Source organism: Catellatospora sp. TT07R-123 (genome assembly GCF_018327705.1).
Taxonomy (GTDB): domain Bacteria; phylum Actinomycetota; class Actinomycetes; order Mycobacteriales; family Micromonosporaceae; genus Catellatospora.
Genome location: NZ_BNEM01000002.1, coordinates 3207096 through 3228346, shown reverse-complemented (window position 1 = coordinate 3228346; position 21251 = coordinate 3207096). Strand labels below are relative to the sequence as shown.

Here is a 21251-nt window from a genome sequence, read left to right as displayed (position 1 = left end):
CAGGCGCTCATGAAGCAGCTCTTCCGATTGCTCGCGGCGTGCGCGCTGCTGCTCGGCCTCGCCGTGGTCCTGCCGACCCCGGCGCAGGCGGCGCCGCCCGTCTCGCCGAACGTGCACATCTTCTACTACTCCTGGTACGGCAGCCCGGCGGTCAACGGGTCGTACCGGCACTGGCAGCAGGGCGGGCACACCCCGCCCGGCGACATCGGGGCGAACCTGTACCCGGTGCTCGGGGCGTACGACTCGGGCGCCGTCGCGGCCGTCGACCAGCACATGGCCTGGATCGCCCAGGCCGGGGTCGGCGTCATCGTCTACAGCTGGTGGGGCCAGGGCTCCTACGAGGACCGCCTGGTCCCCATGGTGCTCGACGCGGCCGCCCGGCAGGGCATCAAGGTGGCCTGGCACCTGGAGCCGTACGCGGGGCGCACCGCGGCCTCGACCGTCTCCGACGTCGGCTACCTCAACTCCCGCTACGGCGGCCACCCGGCGTACTACCGCGACGCCGGGCACGGCAACCGGCCCGCGTTCTACGTGTTCGAGAGCCTGCGCATCGCCGACTGGTCGGCGATCGCCCCGCTGAAGAGCGCCAACATCATCCTGGCGCAGACCACCGACACCTCGAAGACGGCCGGCTTCGGCGGGATGTACACGTACGACGCGATCGCCGGGGCGTCCGCGCCGGGCTGGGCGAACGCCGCGGCCTTCTGCAAGGCCAACGGCCTGGTCTGGGCGCCCTCGGTCGGCCCGGGGTACGTCGACGACCGGGCCGTGCCCGGCAACACCACCCCGACCCTGAACCGGGACAACGGCGCCACCTACGACCGGGAATGGGACAACGCCCTGAACCCGGCCAACGGCGGCCCGCCGACCTGGGTCTCGATCACCTCGTTCAACGAGTGGCACGAGGGCTCGGTCATCGAGCCCGCCAGCGCCACCCCGCCCGGCGGCCAGGGCTACCTGACGTACGTCGGCGCCTACGGCACCACGGGCACCGCGTCGCAGACGGCGTACCTGGACCGCACCCGCTACTGGGTGAACAGGTTCAGCCCGCCCCCGCAGCAGTCCTTCCTGGCGCTGCGGGCAAGGGCGAACGGGAGGTTCGTGACGGCGGACAACGCCGGTGCGAGCCCGCTGATCGCCAAGGGCACCGGCATCGGCCCGTGGGAGCAGTACGACCAGATCACCCTGGGCGGCGGCAACATCGCGCTGCGGTCCAAGGCCAACGGCCTGATCGTCACGGCCGACAACGCCGGGGCGGCGCCCCTGATCGCCAACCGCACCGCGGTCGGCGCCTGGGAGACGTTCGCGCTGGTCAACAACGGTGACGGCAGCTTCAGCCTGCGCGCGCAGGCCAACGGCCGCTACGTCACCGCCGAGAACGCCGGGGCGGCGCCCCTGATCGCCAACCGCACCGCCATCGGCACCTGGGAGAAGTTCGAACTGGCCACGAGCTGACCCCCGTACCGCGGACGCCCGGACCGGCCACATCGGCCAGTCCGGGCGTTCGTGCTGCTCGGGGCATATGCAAGTGATCACTGAGAATTGCGCGCCCGGGAAGGGGTTGACGTCGCCGACGTGACCGAGTAAACATCTAGGAAATATCCTATAGGATCGTGGATTTCCAAGACCCGCTGCTCGTCCCCCCGATAACCCGATCATTCATCCAGGGAGGAACCGGTCATGAGACCGTTGGTTCGACTGGGCTCCACCATCGGCGTCGCGATGCTGCTCACCCTCGCCGCCGCCGCGTGTACCAAGAAGTCCGACGACCCGGACAAGGGGTCGTCGGCGCTCACCCCGGCCCAGGTCAAGGTCGCGCTCGTCCCCGGCGGCGCACACCCGTACTTCCAGCCGTGGAAGAGCGCCGGCGACAAGGCCAAGGCCGACTTCGGCCTCGGCGACGTCACCTACAACGAGACCGCCGGCTGGGACCAGACCAAGCAGAACGACGTGCTGACCTCGCTCGCCGCGCAGGGCTACAACGCGTTCGGCATCTTCGGCGTCGCGCCGGAGAACATCAACGCCACCTTCACCAACCTCAAGGGCAAGGGCTTCCACGTCGCGTCGCTGGCGTCCTGCCCGGCCGGCGACAAGAACGAGGCCGACTTCTGCCTGTCGACCGACGTGCAGGAGGCCGCGTACAAGGCGGCCAAGGCGGCGATCGAGGCCATGGGCGGCCAGGGCAACCTGGTCCACCTCACCGGTAACAAGGTCGACTCCAACACCCAGCGCCGCATCGCGGGCGTGCAGAAGGCCGTCGACGAGACCGGCGGCAAGGTGAAGCTGCTCGACACCATCACCGACATCGACAAGGACCTGCAGACCGCGCAGAAGGCCGTCGCCGACCTGCTCGCGGCCAAGGGCACCCAGGTCAACGGCATCGTCACCACCGCGTACAACCCGGCGGTCGCGGCGGCCGGCGGCGTCAAGCAGGCCAAGCTGCCGATCAAGGTCATCGCGATCGACGACGACCCGACCATCATCGACGGCATCAAGGACGGCTCGGTGGCCGCCACCGTGCTCCAGAACCCGCTGGGCCAGGGCTACGTCGGCTCGTACGCGCTGGAGAAGCTGGCCGGGGGCTGCACGATGGCCACCCCCGGGGTCATCATCGACTCCGGATCGTTCGTGGTCACCACGGCCAACGTCGGCACCTACGACAACGACCGCCAGGCCAAGACCGACTCCCTGAAGCAGGACTTCGACTCCAAGTACCTCACCTGCAAGTAGTACCGCCCCGGCGCGTCGGCGCGCGCTGATCGCTGTTTGCGCAAGTTGCCGGGCAATCGGGGCAATGATCCCGCAAGATACGCCCGATCGCCCGGCAACTCGGCTGATCAACGACGTCGCCGCGCCGTCCCGACCCCCTCCCGGAGACCGCCGTGACCGACGCCGCGCCACCCGCACCATCCCCGCCGCCGCCCCGAGCCCTGCCGCTGTGGGCCAACCCCCGCATCGGCCTGGTCGTACTGCTGATCGCCCTGGTCGCGCTGTTCGCCACGCTGCGACCGGGCTTCCTCAACACCTACCTGACCCTGGTGCCGCTACAGGCCGACATCAGCGTGTACGCCGTGGTCGGCCTCGCCCAGCTGTCCGTCCTCTCGCTGGGGCACATGAACATGGCCGTCGGCCGGATGGCCGCGTTCAGCGCGTTCACCGCCGGGCTCGTGCACGACCGGTTCGACGTGTCGCTGCCGGTCGCGCTGCTGGCCGGGATGGCCGCGGCCGGGCTGCTCGGCGCGCTGGCCGGGCTGATCGTCACCACCACCGGAGTCAACTCCTTCGTGGTGACCCTCGCGCTCGACTTCGCCCTGATCGGCCTGGTCTCCCTGCTGTACGCCACGTTCACCGAGGGCGTCGCCTTCGCCGGGCAGCCCGCCGGGATGGCCGAGATGCGCAGCGACACCTTCGCCGACTACTGCGTCGGCGACGTGTGCGGCCCGCCGATCCCGTTGCAGGTCCCGTACGCCCTGGTCGCCGTACTGCTGGTGGGCCTGCTGTTCCGCTGGTCGCGGGTCGGCCGCGAGGTGCTGATGATCGGGGCCAGCGAGAAGGCCGCGACGCTGTCGGGCATCCCGGTGCGGTCCCGGATCATCCAGGCGCACGCGCTGTCGGGTGTGCTCGCGGGCCTGGCCGGGTTCCTGCTCGCCGCCAACAACGGCGCCTTCTCCGCCAGCATCGGCGACGGGTTCCTGCTGCCCTCGTTCCTGGCCCCGGTGCTGGGCGGCACGCTGCTGGTCGGCGGTGCCGTGAGCGTCCTGGGCACGGTGCTCGGCACCGCCATCGTCCAGGTCATCTATAAGGGCCTGAACCTGCTCCAGTTCCAGGTGGACGAGCTGAAGCTCTACATCGGCCTCATCCTGCTGCTCGCGCTGTCGCTGGACCGGGTGCGCCACGTGGTGGCCGAGAAGCGGGGAGTTCCGGCATGACCGCCTCCGAGACCCTGGCGGCGGACGCCGCCGTGCCGACCTCGGCAACCGCGCCCCGGCGCGGCTGGCGCCGTGCCGTCCGCGGCTCCGAGTTCACCCTGGTCACGATCGCGCTGATCGGGTTCGTGGCGCTGACGATCGCCACCGACGGCAACATGCTCACCTCCGGCACGCTCGCCGCGTTCTTCCGCTTCCTGGCCGTGCCGATGGTGATCGGGCTGGCGCAGATGACGGTGCTGGCGATCGGGCAGATGAACCTGTCGGTGGGCGTGCTCACCGGCTTCTGCGCCATGGTGTCGGCCTGGCTCATGCTGGAGGCGGGCTGGCCCGCCGTGCTGGCGGTGCCGGGGGCGCTCCTGCTGGGCGCGCTGGTCGGCCTGGCCAACGGCATTCTCGTGGTACGGACCAGGATCAACGCCTTCATCGTCACCCTGGCCACGATGACCATCGTCGACGGGCTGCGCTACGGCGTGAACGGTCCCCGGACGTATCAGGACTACTCGCCCGGCCTGCAACGGCTCGGGCAGGCCTCGCTGGCGGGCATCCCGGTCGTGTTCCTCGCGGCGGTGCTGGTCGCCGTCGCGGTGTGGCTGTTCTTCGCGCGCACCGTCGCCGGGCGGCACCTGCTGGCCAGCGGCGGCAGCCCGTTCGCGGCCCGGCTGTCCGGCGTCTCCAACGACCGGTCGATCCTGGTCGCGCACACCGTCTCCGGCCTGCTCGCCGGGGTCGCCGCGGTGCTCACCCTGGCCCAGTCGGGCTCGGTCAACGCCACCATCGGCGACGACCTGCTGCTGCCCAGCTTCGCCGCCCCGATCATCGGCGGCGTCGCGCTGGCCGGGGGCGTGGTCAGCGTGCTCGGGACCAGCGTCGCCGCGTTCATCGTGCGGCTGGTCGACGTGACCCAGGCCCAGTTCGGCATCAACCGGCGCTGGGTCGACCTGATCGTCGGGGCGGTGGTCCTCGGCGCGGTGCTGGTCGGGGCCGTACGCCAGAAACTCTCCCGGAGGTCGTCGTGACGCTGCTGGCCGAGGGCCTGACCAAGTCCTTCCCCGGCGTACGGGCCCTGTCCGGCGCCACCCTGTCCGTGCGCCCCGGCAGCGTGCACGCGCTGCTGGGCGAGAACGGCGCCGGCAAGAGCACCCTGGTCAAGATCCTGACCGGGGTGTACCGCCCCGACGCCGGGCGGGTGCTGCTCGACGGCGTGCCCGTGCAGTTCGGCAGCCCGCTGGAGGCGCTGCGGGCCGGGATCGGCGTGGTGCACCAGGAACGCAACCTGGTGCCCGAGTTCTCCGTCGCCGAGAACATCGCGCTCCAGCACCTGCCCCGCAGGCTGGGCATGGTCGACCGCAGGCGGATGCGGACCGAGGCCCGCCGCTGCCTGGACCAGCTCGACCTGGACCTCGACCCGGACACCCGGGTCGGCGACCTGTCGGTGGCGCAGGCCCAGCTCGTCGAGATCGCCAAGGCGCTGTCGGTGGACACACGGGTGCTGCTGCTGGACGAGCCGACCGCGTCGCTGACCGGCGACGAGGCCGACCGGCTGTACCGCATCGTGACCCGGCTGACCGCCACCGGCCACGCGGTGGTGCTGGTCAGCCACAAACTCGAAGAGGTGTTCGCGGTCGCCGACACGGTCACCGTGCTGCGCGACGGGCACAGCGTCGCCGAGGGGCAGCCGCTGGCCGACTACACCCGCGACCAGGTCGTCGACCTGATGGTCGGCCGGGCGCACGCCGCCGCCGAGCTCGGCGCCCGCACCGTCGACCGCGACGCCGTGCCCGCGCTGGCGCTGACCGGCGTCAGCACCGGCCACGGCCACCGCGACCTCGACCTGACCGTCGCCAAGGGCGAGATCGTGGGGCTCTACGGCCTGGTCGGCGCGGGCCGCACCGAGCTGGCCCGCGCCCTGCTCGGCCTGGACACGATCACGGCGGGACAGGTCGCCGTGCACGGCACCCCCGCCCGGATCACCGGCGTCGGGCAGGCGCTGCGCGAGCACCGCCTCGGCTACGTGTCCGAGGACCGCAAGGGCGAGGGCGTGTTCCTGGAGCAGCCGATCACCCGCAACGTCGGCGTCACCGTGTGGCGGCGGCTGGCCAAGGGCGGCCTGCTGGCCGACCGGTCCGAACGCGACCTCGTCGACCGGTACACCGAGCTGCTCGGCATCCGGCTCGCGTCGCCGCGCCAGCTCGCCGGGCAGCTGTCCGGCGGCAACCAGCAGAAGGTGAGCCTGGCCAAGTGGCTGGCCGCCGACTGCGACATCCTCATCGTCGACGAGCCGACCGTCGGCATCGACGTGCGCACCAAGGCGGCGTTCCACGAGCTGCTGGCGGACCTGGCCGCGCAGGGCAGGGCGATCCTGCTGATCTCCTCGGACCTGCCCGAGATCGTGACGCTGGCCGACCGGATCGCGGTCATGGCCGACCGCCGCATCCAGGGCACGCTGCCCAACACCCGCGCCTACGACGAGATGTCGCAGCGCATCATCCGGCTCATCCACGCGCCGCTGCCGCAGGAGGTCCGATGAGGATCAGGGCCGTCGAGACCCACGACATCCGCTTCCCGACCTCGCGGGACCTGGACGGGTCCGACGCGATGAACCCGGACCCGGACTACTCGGCCGCGTACGTCGTGCTGTCCACCGACACCGAGCTGGAGGGGCACGGGTTCACCTTCACCATCGGGCGCGGCAACGAGGTCGTCTGCGCCGCGATCGACTCGCTGACCCCGCTGGTGATCGGGCAGGGCGTCGACGACCTGGGCGAGTTCGCCCGCCGGCTCACCCACGACTCGCAGACCCGGTGGCTGGGCCCGGAGAAGGGCGTGATGCACCTGGCCGCCGCCGCGCTGATCAACGCGGCGTGGGACCTGGCCGCCCGGTTCGCCCGCAAGCCGGTCTGGCGGCTGCTCGCGGAGATGCCTCCCGACCAGCTGCTGGACCTGGTCGACTGGCGCTACCTGTCCGACGCGCTGCCCCGCTCGCAGGCCCGCGACATCCTCGTCGCGGCCGAGCCGGGGCGGGCGCGGCGGACCGAGGAGATCATCGCGAGCGGCTACCCGGCGTACCACACCTCGGCCGGGTGGCTCGGCTACGACGACGCGAAGCTGACCCGGCTGGCGAAGGAGGCCGTCGCCGACGGGTACGGCCAGCTCAAGCTCAAGGTCGGGGCCGACCTCGATGACGACGTGCGCCGGCTGGCGCTGGTGCGCAAGGCGGTCGGCAGCCGGGTGCGCATCGCCGTCGACGCCAACCAGCGGTGGGACGTCGACGAGGCGGTGACCTGGATGCGGGCGCTCGCGCCGTACGACCCCTGGTGGATCGAGGAGCCGACCAGCCCCGACGACATCCTCGGCCACGCCGACATCCGCCGTGCCCTGGCCACGGCCGGTCCCGGCGGCGGCCCGATCCGGGTCGCCACCGGCGAGCACGTCGCCAACCGGGTGGTGTTCAAGCAGCTGCTGCGCGCCGACGCCGTCGACGTGGTGCAGCTCGACGCGTGCCGGGTCGGCGGCGTCAACGAGAACGTGGCGATCCTGCTGCTGGCCGCCGCGTTCGGCCGCCCCGTCTGCCCGCACGCCGGGGGAGTGGGCCTGTGCGAGCTGGTCCAGCACCTGGCGGTCTTCGACTACGTGGCCGTCTCCGCCGACCTCACCGACCGCGCGATCGAGTACGTCGACCACCTGCACGAGCACTTCGTCGACCCGGTCGTGGTGCACCGCGGGGCCTACCGGGTGCCGCTCACGCCCGGCTTCTCGGCGCAACTGCGGCCGCAGACGCTGGCCCGGTTCGCGTACCCCGAGGGCGTCGCCTGGCGCGGCCGCGCGCTCTCATGATCGTGGATGGACGAACCTAGGATGCTTCCCATGGCCCAACCCGCTCCGATCCCGCGCCTGCGCCGATCGACCCTGGGCGACGACGTCTACGAGACCATGACCGCACTGATCATGGAACACACCCTCGCCCCCGGCGACCGCGTCAACATCGACTCGCTCGCCCGGCAGCTGGAGGTGTCGGCGACCCCGGTCCGCGAGGCCCTGGCCCGGCTGGAGTCCGACGGCCTGGTCCGCAAGCGCGCCCTGGCCGGATACACGGTGTCGCCGCTGCTCACCCGGCAGGAGTTCATGGACATGTTCGACATGCGCATCCTGCTGGAGTCGGCCGCCGCGCGCTGGGCCGCCCAGCGGGCCACCGCCGACGCCCGCGACGGCATCGTCGCCGACGCGGCGCCCGAGGCCGCCCCGGCCGCGCCCGACTCCGACGCGTGGCGGGCACACGCCGCGTTCACCACGCTCGACGCGGCCTTCCACGACCGGATCGCACAGGCCGCCGGGAACACGCTGCTGCGCGACGGCATCGTGCGGCTGCACGCCCACCTGCACATCCACCGGCTGTTCTTCCCGTACGCCCAGGCGGGCACGACCGCCGACGAGCACCGGCGCATCGCCGCCGCGATCGCCGCCGGGGACGCCGACGGCGCCGAGACGGCGATGCGCGACCACCTCACCCTCGCCCGCGAACGCCACCTCGGCGGCTTCGCCCGCCCCCACTAACCCCACTAACCCGCCGACCACCCACCACCACAGCGCCCCGCCCACCCGACGCGTCCCGGCCCGCTCCCGCTCCCGGCCCGCCCCGCTCCCGCTCCGTTTTAAATCGACGCTGGCCTATTACATCGAAGATGATCGCGAAAAACTCTTCGTAATAGGCCAATGTCTATGAAAGTCGGGGTGGCGCGAGCCGCGCAGCGGCGTGTCGGCGGGCTGCCGGGCGGATGATCGGCGTTCGCGGTCAGAAGGTGGAGCTGGGGAGCCGGAAATGACCGGAGACAGCGATCTCGCAGTGAGCTCGCCGGTCGCGGGCAGCTTGCCTCGCAGGGAGCTCACCGGTCGGGGGCGGGCTGCCTCGCAGGGAGTTCAGTGGTCGGGGCGGCCGGAGCTCAGCGGTCGTGGGCAGGCTGCGGGGACGCGGGGCGGGTGTAGCGCAGGTAGAGGAAGCCTTCCGGGTCGGTGTGGGCGTGCACCTGCGTCAGGGGACGCGGGGGGTGCGGTGATCCGGCGGTGATCCGGCTCGCCCCTGCCCCGGCCAGCAGCGGGGACACGGTCAGGCACAGCTCGTCGACCAGGTCGGCCGCGGTGAGCGCGCCGAGCAGCGTCGGCCCGCCCTCGCACAGCAGCTGCCCCAGGCCCTGCCCGCGCAGCAGGGCCAGCCCCGCCCGCAGATCGGGCGCGGCCACGACCTCGGCGACCTCGGCGAGCCGCTCCTGCCGGGCCGCCGGCGCGTCCGGCCCGGTCAGCACCAGGGGCCGGACCGGGGCGCCGGCCAGCGCGGGCAGGTCGGGGTCGAGATCGAGCGAGCCGGACACGACCACCAGCCGGGGGTACGGCACCAGCCCGCGCGCCTCCCGCCACCCCCTGCGGTCGGCGTCCAGGGTCAGCGGCCGATACTGCTCGGCCCGCAGTGTGTTCGCCCCCACGAGCAGCCCGTCGCAGAGCATCCGCAGCAGTTTCAGCAGCCGCCGGTCCTGCGCACCGGACAGCCCCGCCGACAGCCCGGCGACCGCCACGGCCCCGTCCACGCTGGTCACGAAGTTGGCCCGCAGCCATGGCCGGTCGGCCCGGCCGTACCACGCCGCCAGCTCGCCGTCGTCGACATCCGCCGCAGACCGCATCCGCTCTCCATCCCTCAGCCGGGTCCCCGTGCGGGGCGCCATGGTCGAGTGCACTTTCGGGGAAAGTGCACGAATCTTGCACCGGATTCCAGCACTTTCCCCGAAACTGCACTCGACCATGCCCGGCGCGGCCCGCGGGCGACGCAGGGGCGCGGGCGGGCCGAGGAGCGGCGGGCGGAGTCATTCGCCGGGCGGGCCGGTGACCGGGGGCGTGGGTTCGGCGGGACGGTGCTGGCAGTCGCACCAGGTGCCGCCGCGGCAGCGGTCGTGGCGCTGCTCGCGGCACTCCTTGCAGATCATGGCAACTCCCTCGGCGGCGAGGCAGGGTGGCTCGGGACTGCGGCTCAGGGCTGCGGGCTCAGGGCTGGTCGGGCTCGACGGCGACGACGACGGTCTCCGGCGGCGGGCCGACCCGGGGACGGCTGCCGACGACGACCACCCGATCGCCCTCAGTCAGTAAGCTGACCTGCGGATACGGTATCGCCCTGCCGTGCCGGAGCACCGCGACCACCGGTTCGGGGCAGTCGCGCGGCGCGCGGCCGACCTCCTCGGGCCGCACCGGTCGCTCGGCCAGCTCCAGCCCGTCGCCGTGGACGAGCAGGTCGGCGAAGACCTCCCCGACCAGCGGCGACTGGGCGGCGACGCCGAGCAGCCGCCCGGCGGCGGCCGAGGAGGTGATGACGGCGTCGGCGCCGGAGCGCAACAGCAGGGGCTCGTTCTCGGCCTCGCGGACCGAGGCGGCGACCAGGCAGGTCGGGTTGAGCTGGCGGGCGCTGAGGGTGGCCAGGACGGCGGTGTCGTCGCGGTTGGCGGCGATGATGACCCGCTCGGCGGTGGGCACGCCGGCCTGCCGGAGGACCGCGTCGCGGGTGGCGTCGCCGAGGACGGCGGCGTATCCGTCGCGGTTGGCCTCGGCGACGTTGTCCGGCCGGGTGTCGACGACGACGACGCGGTCCGGGCTGAGCCCGGTGGCGAGCAGCTGCTTGATGGCGTTGACGCCCTTGGTGCCGTATCCGATGACGACGGTGTGCCCCTGCAAGGTGGTCCTCCAGCGGTCGCGGCGGCGCTGATCGCGGTAGCGGCGGGTGAGCACCTCGAACGCGGTGCCGACCAGGATGGCCACGAACGCGATGCGCAGCGGGGTGATGACGACGGCGTTGACGAGGCGGGCGCTGGGGCTGACCGGCACGATGTCGCCGTAGCCGGTGGTCGAGAGGGTGACGGTGGCGTAGTAGAGGGCGTCCAGCCAGCTCATCTTCCCGTCGGCGCCGTCCCGGTAGCCGTTGCGGTCGGCCATGACGAGCAGCACGACGGCGGCGAGGATGGCCAGGCCGTAGCAGACGCGGCTGCGGATCTGGCGTACGGGGTCGTACCGCCGCTCGGGCAGGTTGATCAGCCCGACCGCGATCTCGTCGGGGGTCGCTCGGCGCGCTGCGGCCATGCTCGGAGCGTATCGGACGAACGGCCGAGCACCGGGTGGCCACTCGTACGAATAAAACTGGCCCGCAACCTCCCTCATGGCGGAAACACGCTGCGTACGCCCGGATGATCATGCAGTGACATAGGTAACAGAATGGGAACGCTCCCATCACTCCCCTTGACACCTGCGTAACCTGACGGCAATCTCATGGGAGCGCTCCCGGACTCTGTGGTCCAGGCCACAGAACAGGGTTGTGCTGATCTCTACGAAACAGCCCCCACCTGCACATTCGACGACCTGAGAGGGGTCAGGATGGGCGTCACCCCGCGCCGCCGCACGTTCGCGGTGGCCGCACTCGCCGCGATCACCGCCATTGGCGGCCTTGCTGCGTGCACCAAGAAGAACGATGAGCCGAGCACTCCCGGCGAGATCAAGCTTGTGGTCGACACCTTCGGTGAGTTCGGCTACGACGACCTGGTGAAGCAGTACGAGGCTTCCCACCCCGGCATCAAGATCGAGCTGCGGAAGACCGCCCAGCTGGGCGACTACCGGCCGAAGCTGGTCCGCTACCTGGCGACCAACAAGGGCGCCGGCGACGTGACCGCCCTGGAAGAGGGCATCATCACCGAGTTCAAGGCCAACGCGGCCAACTGGGTGGACCTCTCGCAGTACGTCGGCGACAAGTCGGCCGACTACCTGCCGTGGAAGTACGAGATCGGCAAGACCTCGGACGGCAAGCTGCTCGGTCTGCCGACCGACGTGGGCGGCCTGGCCATGTGCTACCGCAAGGACCTGCTGGAGGCGGCGGGCTTCAAGTCCGACCGCGAGGCTGTCTCCGCGCTGTGGCCGACCTGGGACGACTTCATCAAGGTCGGCCAGGAGTACCGGACCAAGACCGGCAAGGGCCTGCTCGACACCGTGACCACGGCGTTCAGCGCGAGCCTGTCGCAGGTCGGTGGCGACCTGTTCTACGACAAGGACTTCAACGTCGTGGCTGACACCAGCCCGGCCGTGAAGACCTCGTGGGACCTGGCCCTCAAGCTGGCCGACGCCAAGGTGACCGCCAAGACCAACACCTGGTCCGCCGAGTGGCAGGCCGGTTTCCAGCAGGGCACCTTCGCCGCGACCCTGTGCCCGTCGTGGATGCTCGGCATCATCGAGCAGAACTCGGGCGCCGCGAACAAGGGCAAGTGGGACGTCGCCTCGGTTCCCGGCGGCGGCGGCAACTGGGGCGGCTCCTGGCTGTCCGTGCCGACCCAGAGCAAGCACCCGAAGGAGGCTGCCGAGCTGGCCGCGTTCCTGACCAACGCTGACAGCCAGGTCGCCGCGTTCAAGGCCAAGGGCCCGCTGCCCTCGAACCTGAAGGCGCTGGGCAACGCCGACTTCCAGGCGTACCAGAACCCGTACTTCAACAACGCGCCGGTCGGCAAGATCTTCGGTGAGGGCGCCAAGACCCTCAAGCCGGTGACCATCGGCCCGAAGCACTCCTCGGTGAAGGAGCGGGCGTTCGAGCCCGCGCTGCAGGCCTACGAGGCCGGACGCCTGTCCGCCCAGGCGGCCTGGGACCAGGCGATCAAGGACGCGAAGGTTCAGGGCGCGTTCTGATCTGAGTTGAACCGCACAGCGGCCCCGGTGGCGCTCTTCCCGAGCGCCACCGGGTCTGTTCACCGCCTCCTGTGCAGTCACGAGCAAGGGAATCACCATGAGCCTCTCGGCACCTCCCGCGCCGCCTCAGCTGGTCAAGCCGGATACCCACCGCGCGTCGTCCAGCAGCCGCCGCTTCAAGCTCTCGCGCTGGGACATCAAGTACTCGCCGTACATCTACGTCGCGCCGTTCTTCCTCCTGTTCGCCGTCTTCGGCATCTACCCGGTGCTCCAGACCGCCCGGATGGCGCTGTACGACTGGAACCTGATCGGTGACCACACCTTCACCGGGTTCGACAACTTCACCGCCCTGATGGGCGACGAATACTTCTGGAACGCCGTCAAGAACACGTTCGGCATCTTCCTGCTGGCGACCATCCCGCAGCTGTTCGGCGCGCTGTTCCTGGCCAACCTGCTGAACCAGAACATGCGCGGGCGCATGTTCTTCCGCCTGATGATCGTCGCGCCGAACGTCACCTCGGTGGCGGCGGTCGCGATCGTCTTCGCGGTGCTGTTCCGCCGCGACTTCGGCCTGGTCAACTGGGTGCTCGGCTTCTTCGGCGTCGACGCGATCGACTGGAAGGGCGAGACGTGGAGCTCCTGGTCCGCGATCGCCACCATGGTCGACTGGCGCTGGACCGGCTACAACACGCTGATCCTGCTGGCCGCGATGCAGGCGATCCCGAAGGACATCTACGAGTCCGCGTCGCTGGACGGCGCCGGCAAGTGGCGCCAGTTCTGGTCGATCACGCTGCCGCAGCTGCGGCCGACCCTGATCTTCGTGGTCACGGTGTCGACCATCGGCGGCCTGCAGCTGTTCACCGAGCCGGTGATCTTCGGCGACGGCCGCATCCTGGGCGGCGCGCAGCGCGAATTCCAGACCATCGCGATGTACATGTACGAGAAGGGCTTCAACGACCTTCAGTTCGGGTACGGATCCGCGATCGCCTGGGCCCTGTTCATCATGATCATCCTTGTGTCCGGCGTGAACTACCTGCTGATCCGCCGCTCGGTCAAGTGAGGAGCCTGACATGACCTCTGGTTCGAAACGGCTGTGGCAGGCCAGTCCCCTGACGTACGGTGCCCTGATCCTGGCGTCGTTGCTGTCGCTGTTCCCGTTCTACTTCATGTTCATCGTGGCCACCCGCAAGCTGGAGGTCATCAACGCGGTCCCGCCGCCGTTCACCCCCGGCGCGGACTTCGGTGAGAACTTCGGCCGGGTGCTCGACAACGAGCACGCCGCGTTCATCTACGGCCTGGTCAACTCCGTGATCGTGTCGTGCGCGGTCACGATCAGCGTGGTGTTCTTCTCCGCGCTGTCCGGCTTCGCCTTCGCCAAGCTGCGATTCAAGGGCCGCAACCTGCTGCTGCTGGCTATCGTCGGAACCATGATGGTGCCCACGCAGCTGGCCATCATCCCGCTGTACGGCATGATGCAGGACTGGGGCTGGGGAGCCACCCTGCAGGCCGTCATCGTGCCGTTCATGGTGACCGCGTTCGGCGTGTTCATGATGCGCCAGTACGCGAGCTCGGCGATCTCCGACGAGCTGATCGAGGCCGCCCGCGTCGACGGGTGCAGCACCTTCCGCATCTTCTGGAGTGTCGTCGCACCGGCGCTGCGTCCCGCCGCGGGTGTGCTCGGCCTGCTGACGTTCATGGACACCTGGAACTCGTTCCTGTGGCCGTACGCGATCCTCGACTCCGACACGCCTACCGTGCAGGTGTCACTGGCGCTGCTGTCGTCGGCGTACTACACCGATTACGCACAGGTGTTCGCGGCGACGGCGGTGGCGACGGTGCCGCTGCTGCTCGTCTTCGTCGTTTTCGGTCGCCAGATCATCGGCGGCATCATGGAAGGTGCAGTAAAAGCGTGACCACTCAGCAACACCCCCAGCTCGCCGCGCCGGCCGTGGCCTTCCCCCAGGACTTCCTCTGGGGGGCGGCCACCGCCTCCTACCAGATCGAGGGCGGCGCTTTCGAGGACGGGCGGACGCCGTCCATCTGGGACACCTACGCCCGCACCCCGGGCAAGGTGCTCAACGGGGACAACGGCGACGTCGCCTGCGACCACTACCACCGCAGGGCCGACGACGTCCGCCTCATGGCCGAGCTGGGGCTGCGGTCGTACCGCTTCTCGGTGGCCTGGCCCCGGGTGCAGCCCGGCGGCCGCGGTCCGGCCAACCAGAAAGGCCTCGACTTCTACCGGGGCCTGGTCGACGACCTGCTCAGCAAGGGCATCGAGCCCTGGCTGACCCTGTACCACTGGGACCTGCCCCAGGAGCTGGAGGACGCCGGCGGCTGGCCCGCCCGCGACACCGCCTACCGCTTCGCCGAGTACGCCGGGCTCGTGCACGACGCCCTCGGTGACCGGGTCAAGTTCTGGACCACCCACAACGAGCCCTGGTGCAGCGCCTTCCTCGGGTACGGCTCGGGCGTGCACGCCCCGGGCCGCACCGACGGCGCGGCGGCGCTCGCGGCGGCGCACCACCTCAACCTGGGCCACGGCCTGGCCGTCCAGGCGATCCGCGCCGCGGTGCCCGACCGGCAGATCGGCCTCACGCTGAACCTGCACTCGCTGGCGCCGTACACGGACTCCCCGGAGGACCACGACGCCGTGCGCCGCATCGACGGCGTCGGCAACCGGGTGTTCCTGGACCCGGTCTTCCGGGGCGAGTACCCGGCGGACCTGCTGGCCGACACGGCCGAGGTCACCGACTGGGGCTTCGTGCACGACGGCGACCTGGCCGTGATCAGCCAGCCGCTGAGCATGCTGGGCGTGAACTACTACACCCGGCAGATCGTGGCCGGTCCGGCCGACGACGGCCTGCCGCAGTCGCACTGGCGCGCGGCGTCGGCGTGGCCGGGCAGCGGGCATGTCCGATTCCTGACCCGGGATCTGCCGGTGACCGAGATGGGCTGGGAGGTCGACCCGGACGGCCTGGTCGACCTGCTGACCCGCACGCACCGCGAGTACGGCCCGATCCCGATGTACATCACCGAGAACGGCGCCGCCTACGACGACCAGGTCGCGGCCGATGGGAGCGTTCCCGACCCGGATCGCGTAGCCTACCTGGACGCCCACCTGAAGGCGTGCCACCAGGCGATGGCGGCGGGGGTGCCCCTGCGTGGATACTTCGCGTGGTCGCTGCTTGACAACTACGAGTGGGCCTGGGGCTACTCGCGGCGGTTCGGCATCGTCCATGTTGACTATGACACTCAGGTTCGTACGCCCAAGACCAGTGCACACTGGTACGCGGACGTGATCCGGCGCGGCGGGCTCGCCGCCTGACGACAGCGGTCCGGGGGCCGTGACGATCGGCCCCCGGACGGCTAGACATGAATAAGGAGCAGCAATGACGACGCAGCGCACGAGGTCTGCGGGCAGACCGACGCTGGACGAGGTCGCCGCGCTGGCCGGTGTGGGCCGCGGCACGGTCTCGCGCGTCGTCAACGGCTCGCCCCAGGTCAGCCCCGAGGCCCGCTCCGCGGTCCAGGAGGCGATCAAGGAGCTCGGATACGTCCCCAACCGCGCCGCCCGCGCCCTGGTCACCCAGCGCACCGACTCGGTGGCGCTGGTCGTGTCGGAGTCGCAGGAGCGGGTCTTCGCCGAGCCGTTCTTCGCCGGAATAGTGCGCGGCGTCTCCTCGGCCCTGGCCGACACCTCGCTCCAGCTGTGGCTGGCCATGGCCCAGTCGCCCGCCGAGCGCCAGCGCATCGAGCACCACCTGACCAGCCAGCACGTCGACGGCGTGCTGCTGCTGTCGCTGCACGAGACCGACGCGCTGCCGCAGCTGCTGCGCCAGCGCGGCCTGCCCGCCGTGCTCGGCGGCCGCCCGGTCAGCATCGACCAGCAGATCTCCTACGTCGACATGGACAACGTCAACGGCGCCCGGATCGCGGTGGAATACCTGCTCAACGCGGGCCGCCGCCGGGTCGCCACCATCGCCGGCCCGCAGGACCTCGGCGTGGGCGTGGACCGCCTGGTCGGCTACCGGGCCGGCGTCCAGGCCGCCGCGGGCGAGCCGCTGATCGAGTTCGGCGACTTCAGCGAGTACAGCGGGGTCGAGGCGATGCGCCGGCTGCTGGCCCGCCGCCCCGATCTCGACGCGGTCTTCGTCGCCTCCGACCTGATGGCCGCCGGTGCCCTCCGCGCGCTGCGCGACGCCGGGCGGCGCGTGCCCGAGGACGTCGCGGTGGTCGGCTTCGAGGACTCGCCGGTCGCCCGCCAGACCGAGCCGCCGCTGACCACGGTGTACCAGCCCGTCGAGGACATGGGCCGGCACATGGCGCGCCTGCTGCTCTCCCGCATCCGCGGCGAGGAGGAGCCCAACCACATCCTCCTCGACACCCACCTGGTCCACCGCAACTCGGCCTGACCCACCGCACCCACCCCGCGCCCTCCACCGGGCCGCCGCCGCATTAAAGATCAGCCGAGTTGCCTGGCAACTGGGCGTATCTTGAGGGGTCTTTCGCCCGATTGCCCGGCAACTCGGCTGATCTTCGGGCCGGGGGTCGGGGTGATCTTTGGGGGATCTTCGGGGGGTTCGCCCGCTAGATGGACGTTCGGTTGACGGGGATCGACGCGGGCGTGGAAGATGATGGTCCGCCCGGTGACGGGCGGGTGAGGCATTCACCCCGGTCGTTGCGAGGCGACGGCGTTCGGGGGTGGGGCCGGGTGGCGGCAATGGCGGCGCTTCCCCGTTCGGGCGGCGCTGACCTGCGATTCTCACTGATCGAGATTCTTCCTCGCGGATACGGCGCCGCAATACGTACGAAACGGTAATAGAGCAAGCTCGGGCAGAGTTCCGGCGCTTGCGCGCCGCTCGTCCGGAGGGAGCCGCCATGTTGCTGAGGGTCCGCGTCGCACTGCCTGACCGTCCGGGCTCGCTCGGCCAGGTCGCGCGCACGCTCGGCGTCGCCGGTGCCGACATCGTCCAGGTCGTGGTGCTGGAGCGCCTCGGTGGCCGGGCGATCGACGACTTCACCGTGGTGTGGCCGGGCGGGGCCGGGGTCGAGCGCCTGCGGGCCGGGCTGGGCGCCATGCCGGGCGTGCGGGTCGACGGCATCTGGCGGGCCATCGGCGCGCCGGTGGCCGGGGCCTTCGACGCCGAGCTGCTCACCCAGATCGCCGCCAACCCGAACGAGGGCCTGGCCACGCTGGTCGACACCGTCCCGGCACTGCTGGCCGCCGACTGGGCCATGGCGATCCGCGTGCCCGCCGACTGGGCGGTGCGCAGCGGCTCGTCGGTCGGGGTCGAGGTGCGCCAGGGCGTCGACGACGTGCTGGCCCTCGGGGCGCTGCGGCACAAGCCGGTCACCCCGCCGGTGCTGTACGCCAGCTGGCGCGCCCCGCAGCAGCTGCGGCTGCCCGAGGTGACGCCACTGCGCGCCCGGGCGATGACCGGCGTCGACGGCACCCGGTATGCGGTGGCGCCGTTCGGCCGGTCCGGGCTGGTGCTGGTGGTGGCCCGTTCGGCCGACGCCGAGCTGCCGGTCGCCGCCTTCCACGCCACCGAGGTCGACCGGGTCGCCCAGCTGGTGCGCGCCGCCGCCGTGATCGTGGGCGACCGGCTGGACACCGCCAAGGCCCCCGCGCCGCGCACCGCCGTCGGCGAGCGCTCGTCGGAGGAGCCCGCGTCGGCCGTCTGACCTGCTTTACCACGCCGCAACCTGTGACCTCGGGCATAGTTAGATCTTGATAAAGACGTGTAACCGCCCGGAAACACGGCGGGCGCACGCTGAGTTCCTGACGCCGGAGGTCGCCCAGACCGGGCGGCTGCTCCGGCGGGAATAGGAGCGGGTCATGGCGCTGTGGCGGGTACGGGCGACCGTCGACGATCGTCCCGGGTTTCTGGCGGTGCTGACGGCGAGTCTGGCACTGCGGTCGGTCAACATCCTCGCGGTCCAGGTGCTCACGACCGAGTTCGGTGCCGTCGACGACCTGGTCGTGGACGCACCCGACGCGATGAGCGAGGCCGAGCTGCTGGCCGCGATCGAGCGCGGCCGGGGCCGCGACGCATGGGTCAGCCGCACCGACGCGTACGGCCTGATCGACCCGCCCACCCAGGCCCTGACCCTGGCCGCCCGCCTGGCCGCCGACCCCGAGTCGCTGCCCACGGCGCTGACCGCGCTGCTCGGCGGCAGCCTGGTCCGGCGCGAGCCGGGTGGCGCCGCCGCCAGCGGCCACTCCGACACCACGATGCGCCTGCCCGACCCGTGCAGCGACGGCGGCTCGCTCGTGCTGACCCGGCTGGCCCCGGCGTTCACTCCGGCCGAGTTCGCCCGCGCCCACGCGCTGGTCGAGGTGTGCCGGGCCGTGGTGACCCGGCGCCTGGCCGCCGCCACCGTGCTGCTGCCCGACGGCACCGAGGTGGCGCTGCGCCCGGCGGGCGCCCACGACCTGGGCGCGGTCGACGCGATGCACGGCCGCTGCGGCGAGCGCAGCCTCTACCTGCGCTACCTGTGCGGCACCCGGGGTCCGGGCCGCAGCCGCCTGGCCCGGCTGCTGACCCCGGCGCGCGGGGTCAGCATGGTCGCCGAGGTGGCCGCGGCCGACGGCCCGCACGTGGTGGCCGTGGCCAACCTGGTCGGCGAGGGCGAGACCGCCGAGATCGCGCTGCTGGTCGAGGACGGTTGGCAGCGGCGGGGCATCGGCACCGCGCTGCTGCGGCGGCTGGTCGGGCTGGCCGCACCGTCCGGGTTCCGCTCGGTCACGCTGCACACCCACGCCGAGAACGACGCCATGCTGCGCACCATGCGGCGGCTGCCGAGCCCGTCCCGCCTCGACCGGGACGGCACCCTGCTGAGCGCCACCATCGCCGTTTCCGAGACGGCCGCGCTGAACTCCCAGTGACTGCTGTCATCCGAGTAGGCGGTCGCACACATTGTGCGACCGCCATGCTTGTACCTGGTCAAACATTCATTCATGAGCGCCCCTCACACGCCGCCGACCGGATACCGTGATGCGCCGCTGAGCGAGTGGGATCCGGACCGGCCCGTCGACTTCGCCGAGGCCGAGGACTTCCTGCGGGCCTGCTACGCCGAGCTGCCGAAGCTGGGGCCGGTCGAGCCCCGGCTGGCCGCGGTGCGCGAGCAGATCGACGCGCTGGGCACGTACACGCACACCCATACCGAGCTGGTGCACGGGGCCCGGATGGCCTGGCGCAACGCCAGCCGCTGCATCGGGCGGGTGTACTGGCGCAGCCTGAGCGTGCTGGACCGGCGGACCCGCCGCGGCGAGGACCAGATCTTCGACGACCTCGTCACGCACCTGCGCCTGGCCACCGGTGAAGGGCACAATCGGGGCAGGCTGCGCGCCGTGATCTCCGTCTTCGGGCAGGCGGTCCCCGGCCGCCCAGTCACCCGCACCTGGAACGATCAGCTCATCCGGTACGCCGGGCACCGCCGGGACGGCGCGCTCGTGGGCGACCCGCAGTACGAGCAGTTCACCGAGGCGGTGGGGAAGCTCGGCTGGACCGGCAAGGGCAGCGCCTTCGACCTGCTGCCGATCGTGCTCCAGACCGGCGACGCCGAGCCCAGGCTCTACGAGCTGCCCGAGTCCTCGGTGCTGGAGGTGCCCCTGGCCCACCCCGAGTACGGCTGGTTCGCCGAGCTGGGCCTGCGCTGGCACGCCGTGCCGGCGATCTCGAACATGCGGCTGTCGATCGGCGGGGTCGACTATCCGCTCGCGCCGTTCTCGGGCTGGTACATGGGCACCGAGATCGGGGCGCGCAACCTCGCCGACGCCGACCGCTACGACCAGCTCCCGGTCGTCGCGGCCCGGCTGGGCCTGGACACCGGCAGCGAGGCCACGCTGTGGCGCGACCGCGCACTGCTGGAGCTCAACCGGGCGGTGCTGTGGTCGTTCGAGCGTTCGGGGGTACGGATCACCGACCACCACAGCGAGTCGCGCCTGTTCCTGACGCATGTCGAACGGGAGCTGCGGGCCGGCCGGCAGACGCCGGGGGACTGGACGTGGCTGGTCCCGCCGATGTCAGGCGGCCTGAGCCCGATCTTCCACCAGTACTTCCCGGAGACCGACCAGCGGCCGAACTTCTACCTGGACAGCGCCGCCCGCTGCCCGTGGCAGGCCGCCGCACCGGCGATCCCCGCCCAGCGCACCGTCGCCGCCGGCGCCCGCTGCCCGGTCACCGGCCAGTCCACGCCCACGGTCACCGGCCAGTCCACGCCGCCGGTCACCGGCCAGTCCACGCCGCCGGTCACCGGCCAGTCCGCGCCGCCGGTCACCGGCCCGGTGCCCCCGGTGACGGTGCGCGCCGCCGCCCCCGCTGCCGCTTCCGCCGCCGCGCCCGTTTCGGCGCCCGCTCCCGCGCCCGCTCCCGCGACCGCTCCCACGGCCGCTCCCACGGCCGCTCCCACGGCCGCTCCCACGGCCGCTCCCACGGCCGCTCCCACGGCCGCTCCCACGGCCGCTCCCACGGCCGCTCCCACGGCCGCTCCTGCTTCCGTCGCCGCGCCAGCCGGGGAGGTGGCTGTGGCGGTGGCTGCGGCCGAGGCGGAACCGGTGCGCAAGCGCGGCCTGCGCCGTCTACTCGGCTGACCGCGTCCGATGATGCGGACGCCCGCGGG

17 protein-coding genes are annotated in these 21251 nt (G+C 71.6%); 15 read left to right on the top strand and 2 right to left on the bottom strand.

Features of this window, described 5'->3' with window-relative positions:
- Positions 1-9: 9 nt before the first annotated feature.
- The 7 genes from Cs7R123_RS34125 (at position 10) to Cs7R123_RS34095 (ending at position 8480) form a co-directional block, all read left to right on the top strand.
- Positions 10-1455, top strand: coding sequence for a glycoside hydrolase family 99 protein (locus Cs7R123_RS34125; RefSeq protein WP_212832725.1), 1446 nt, complete (start codon positions 10-12; stop codon positions 1453-1455).
- A 225-nt stretch (positions 1456-1680) separates the two neighbouring features.
- Complete coding sequence (locus Cs7R123_RS34120; RefSeq protein WP_212832723.1) at positions 1681-2730, top strand: substrate-binding domain-containing protein; 1050 nt, start codon at positions 1681-1683, stop codon at positions 2728-2730.
- A gap of 152 nt (positions 2731-2882) precedes the next feature.
- Positions 2883-3929 (top strand): ABC transporter permease, encoded by a 1047-nt coding sequence (locus Cs7R123_RS34115; protein WP_212832722.1) that lies wholly within the window; start codon positions 2883-2885, stop codon positions 3927-3929.
- Positions 3926-4945 (top strand): ABC transporter permease, encoded by a 1020-nt coding sequence (locus tag Cs7R123_RS34110; protein ID WP_212832721.1) that lies wholly within the window; start codon positions 3926-3928, stop codon positions 4943-4945. The genes Cs7R123_RS34115 and Cs7R123_RS34110 overlap by 4 nt, the downstream gene beginning before the upstream one ends.
- Entirely contained in the window at positions 4942-6456 is a 1515-nt protein-coding gene (locus Cs7R123_RS34105) for a sugar ABC transporter ATP-binding protein (protein WP_212832720.1), read from the top strand. Before Cs7R123_RS34110 ends, Cs7R123_RS34105 begins: the two co-directional genes overlap by 4 nt.
- Positions 6453-7763 carry an enolase C-terminal domain-like protein gene (locus tag Cs7R123_RS34100; protein WP_212832719.1) on the top strand — a complete coding sequence of 437 codons (1311 nt, stop codon included), beginning with the start codon at positions 6453-6455 and terminating at the stop codon, positions 7761-7763. Before Cs7R123_RS34105 ends, Cs7R123_RS34100 begins: the two co-directional genes overlap by 4 nt.
- A 30-nt stretch (positions 7764-7793) precedes the next feature.
- Positions 7794-8480: a GntR family transcriptional regulator gene (locus Cs7R123_RS34095; protein WP_212832718.1), complete on the top strand. Its 687-nt coding sequence runs from the start codon at positions 7794-7796 to the stop codon at positions 8478-8480.
- A 386-nt stretch (positions 8481-8866) separates the two neighbouring features.
- Here Cs7R123_RS34095 and Cs7R123_RS34090 read toward each other — a convergent pair whose 3' ends face one another.
- Both Cs7R123_RS34090 and Cs7R123_RS34085 read right to left on the bottom strand, forming a co-directional pair.
- On the bottom strand, positions 8867-9598 hold the full coding sequence (locus tag Cs7R123_RS34090; protein WP_212832717.1) for a pyrimidine reductase family protein: 732 nt from the start codon (positions 9596-9598) through the stop codon (positions 8867-8869).
- 358 nt (positions 9599-9956) lie between these two features.
- A complete protein-coding gene (locus tag Cs7R123_RS34085; RefSeq protein WP_212832715.1) occupies positions 9957-11039 on the bottom strand; it encodes a TrkA family potassium uptake protein in 1083 nt (360 codons plus the stop codon).
- A gap of 291 nt (positions 11040-11330) precedes the next feature.
- Here Cs7R123_RS34085 and Cs7R123_RS34080 point away from each other — a divergent pair, with 291 nt between their 5' ends.
- The 8 genes from Cs7R123_RS34080 to Cs7R123_RS34045 all read left to right on the top strand — a co-directional run bounded on the left by Cs7R123_RS34080 (position 11331) and on the right by Cs7R123_RS34045 (position 21222).
- Positions 11331-12623 carry an ABC transporter substrate-binding protein gene (locus Cs7R123_RS34080; RefSeq protein WP_212832713.1) on the top strand — a complete coding sequence of 431 codons (1293 nt, stop codon included), beginning with the start codon at positions 11331-11333 and terminating at the stop codon, positions 12621-12623.
- Between the two features lie 97 nt (positions 12624-12720).
- Positions 12721-13683: a carbohydrate ABC transporter permease gene (locus Cs7R123_RS34075; protein WP_212832711.1), complete on the top strand. Its 963-nt coding sequence runs from the start codon at positions 12721-12723 to the stop codon at positions 13681-13683.
- A 10-nt stretch (positions 13684-13693) separates the two neighbouring features.
- On the top strand, positions 13694-14536 hold the full coding sequence (locus Cs7R123_RS34070; RefSeq protein ID WP_212832709.1) for a carbohydrate ABC transporter permease: 843 nt from the start codon (positions 13694-13696) through the stop codon (positions 14534-14536).
- On the top strand, positions 14533-15951 hold the full coding sequence (locus Cs7R123_RS34065) for a GH1 family beta-glucosidase (RefSeq protein WP_244872318.1): 1419 nt from the start codon (positions 14533-14535) through the stop codon (positions 15949-15951). The genes Cs7R123_RS34070 and Cs7R123_RS34065 overlap by 4 nt, the downstream gene beginning before the upstream one ends.
- A gap of 64 nt (positions 15952-16015) precedes the next feature.
- On the top strand, positions 16016-17038 hold the full coding sequence (locus tag Cs7R123_RS34060; protein ID WP_212832707.1) for a LacI family DNA-binding transcriptional regulator: 1023 nt from the start codon (positions 16016-16018) through the stop codon (positions 17036-17038).
- Between the two features lie 466 nt (positions 17039-17504).
- Positions 17505-18311 carry an amino acid-binding protein gene (locus Cs7R123_RS34055; protein ID WP_212832705.1) on the top strand — a complete coding sequence of 269 codons (807 nt, stop codon included), beginning with the start codon at positions 17505-17507 and terminating at the stop codon, positions 18309-18311.
- Positions 18312-18465: 154 nt separating this feature from the next.
- The gene (locus tag Cs7R123_RS34050) at positions 18466-19515 is read left to right on the top strand and encodes a GNAT family N-acetyltransferase (RefSeq protein WP_212832703.1); all 1050 of its coding nucleotides are present in this window, start codon (positions 18466-18468) and stop codon (positions 19513-19515) included.
- A gap of 72 nt (positions 19516-19587) precedes the next feature.
- Entirely contained in the window at positions 19588-21222 is a 1635-nt protein-coding gene (locus Cs7R123_RS34045; protein WP_244872317.1) for a nitric oxide synthase oxygenase, read from the top strand.
- Positions 21223-21251: the final 29 nt, after the last annotated feature.

Excerpts from the sequence above, each read along its gene's own strand:
- Cs7R123_RS34125 (WP_212832725.1), top strand. The coding sequence starts at position 10 with ATGAAGCAGCTCTTCCGATTGCTCGCGGCGTGCGCGCTGCTGCTCGGC.
- Cs7R123_RS34120 (WP_212832723.1), top strand. The coding sequence starts at position 1,681 with ATGAGACCGTTGGTTCGACTGGGCTCCACCATCGGCGTCGCGATGCTG.
- Cs7R123_RS34110 (WP_212832721.1), top strand. The coding sequence starts at position 3,926 with ATGACCGCCTCCGAGACCCTGGCGGCGGACGCCGCCGTGCCGACCTCG.
- Cs7R123_RS34100 (WP_212832719.1), top strand. The coding sequence starts at position 6,453 with ATGAGGATCAGGGCCGTCGAGACCCACGACATCCGCTTCCCGACCTCG.
- Cs7R123_RS34095 (WP_212832718.1), top strand. The coding sequence starts at position 7,794 with ATGGCCCAACCCGCTCCGATCCCGCGCCTGCGCCGATCGACCCTGGGC.
- Cs7R123_RS34090 (WP_212832717.1), bottom strand. The coding sequence starts at position 9,598 with ATGCGGTCTGCGGCGGATGTCGACGACGGCGAGCTGGCGGCGTGGTAC.
- Cs7R123_RS34085 (WP_212832715.1), bottom strand. The coding sequence starts at position 11,039 with ATGGCCGCAGCGCGCCGAGCGACCCCCGACGAGATCGCGGTCGGGCTG.
- Cs7R123_RS34080 (WP_212832713.1), top strand. The coding sequence starts at position 11,331 with ATGGGCGTCACCCCGCGCCGCCGCACGTTCGCGGTGGCCGCACTCGCC.
- Cs7R123_RS34075 (WP_212832711.1), top strand. The coding sequence starts at position 12,721 with ATGAGCCTCTCGGCACCTCCCGCGCCGCCTCAGCTGGTCAAGCCGGAT.
- Cs7R123_RS34070 (WP_212832709.1), top strand. The coding sequence starts at position 13,694 with ATGACCTCTGGTTCGAAACGGCTGTGGCAGGCCAGTCCCCTGACGTAC.
- Cs7R123_RS34060 (WP_212832707.1), top strand. The coding sequence starts at position 16,016 with ATGACGACGCAGCGCACGAGGTCTGCGGGCAGACCGACGCTGGACGAG.
- Cs7R123_RS34055 (WP_212832705.1), top strand. The coding sequence starts at position 17,505 with ATGTTGCTGAGGGTCCGCGTCGCACTGCCTGACCGTCCGGGCTCGCTC.
- Cs7R123_RS34050 (WP_212832703.1), top strand. The coding sequence starts at position 18,466 with ATGGCGCTGTGGCGGGTACGGGCGACCGTCGACGATCGTCCCGGGTTT.
- Cs7R123_RS34045 (WP_244872317.1), top strand. The coding sequence starts at position 19,588 with ATGAGCGCCCCTCACACGCCGCCGACCGGATACCGTGATGCGCCGCTG.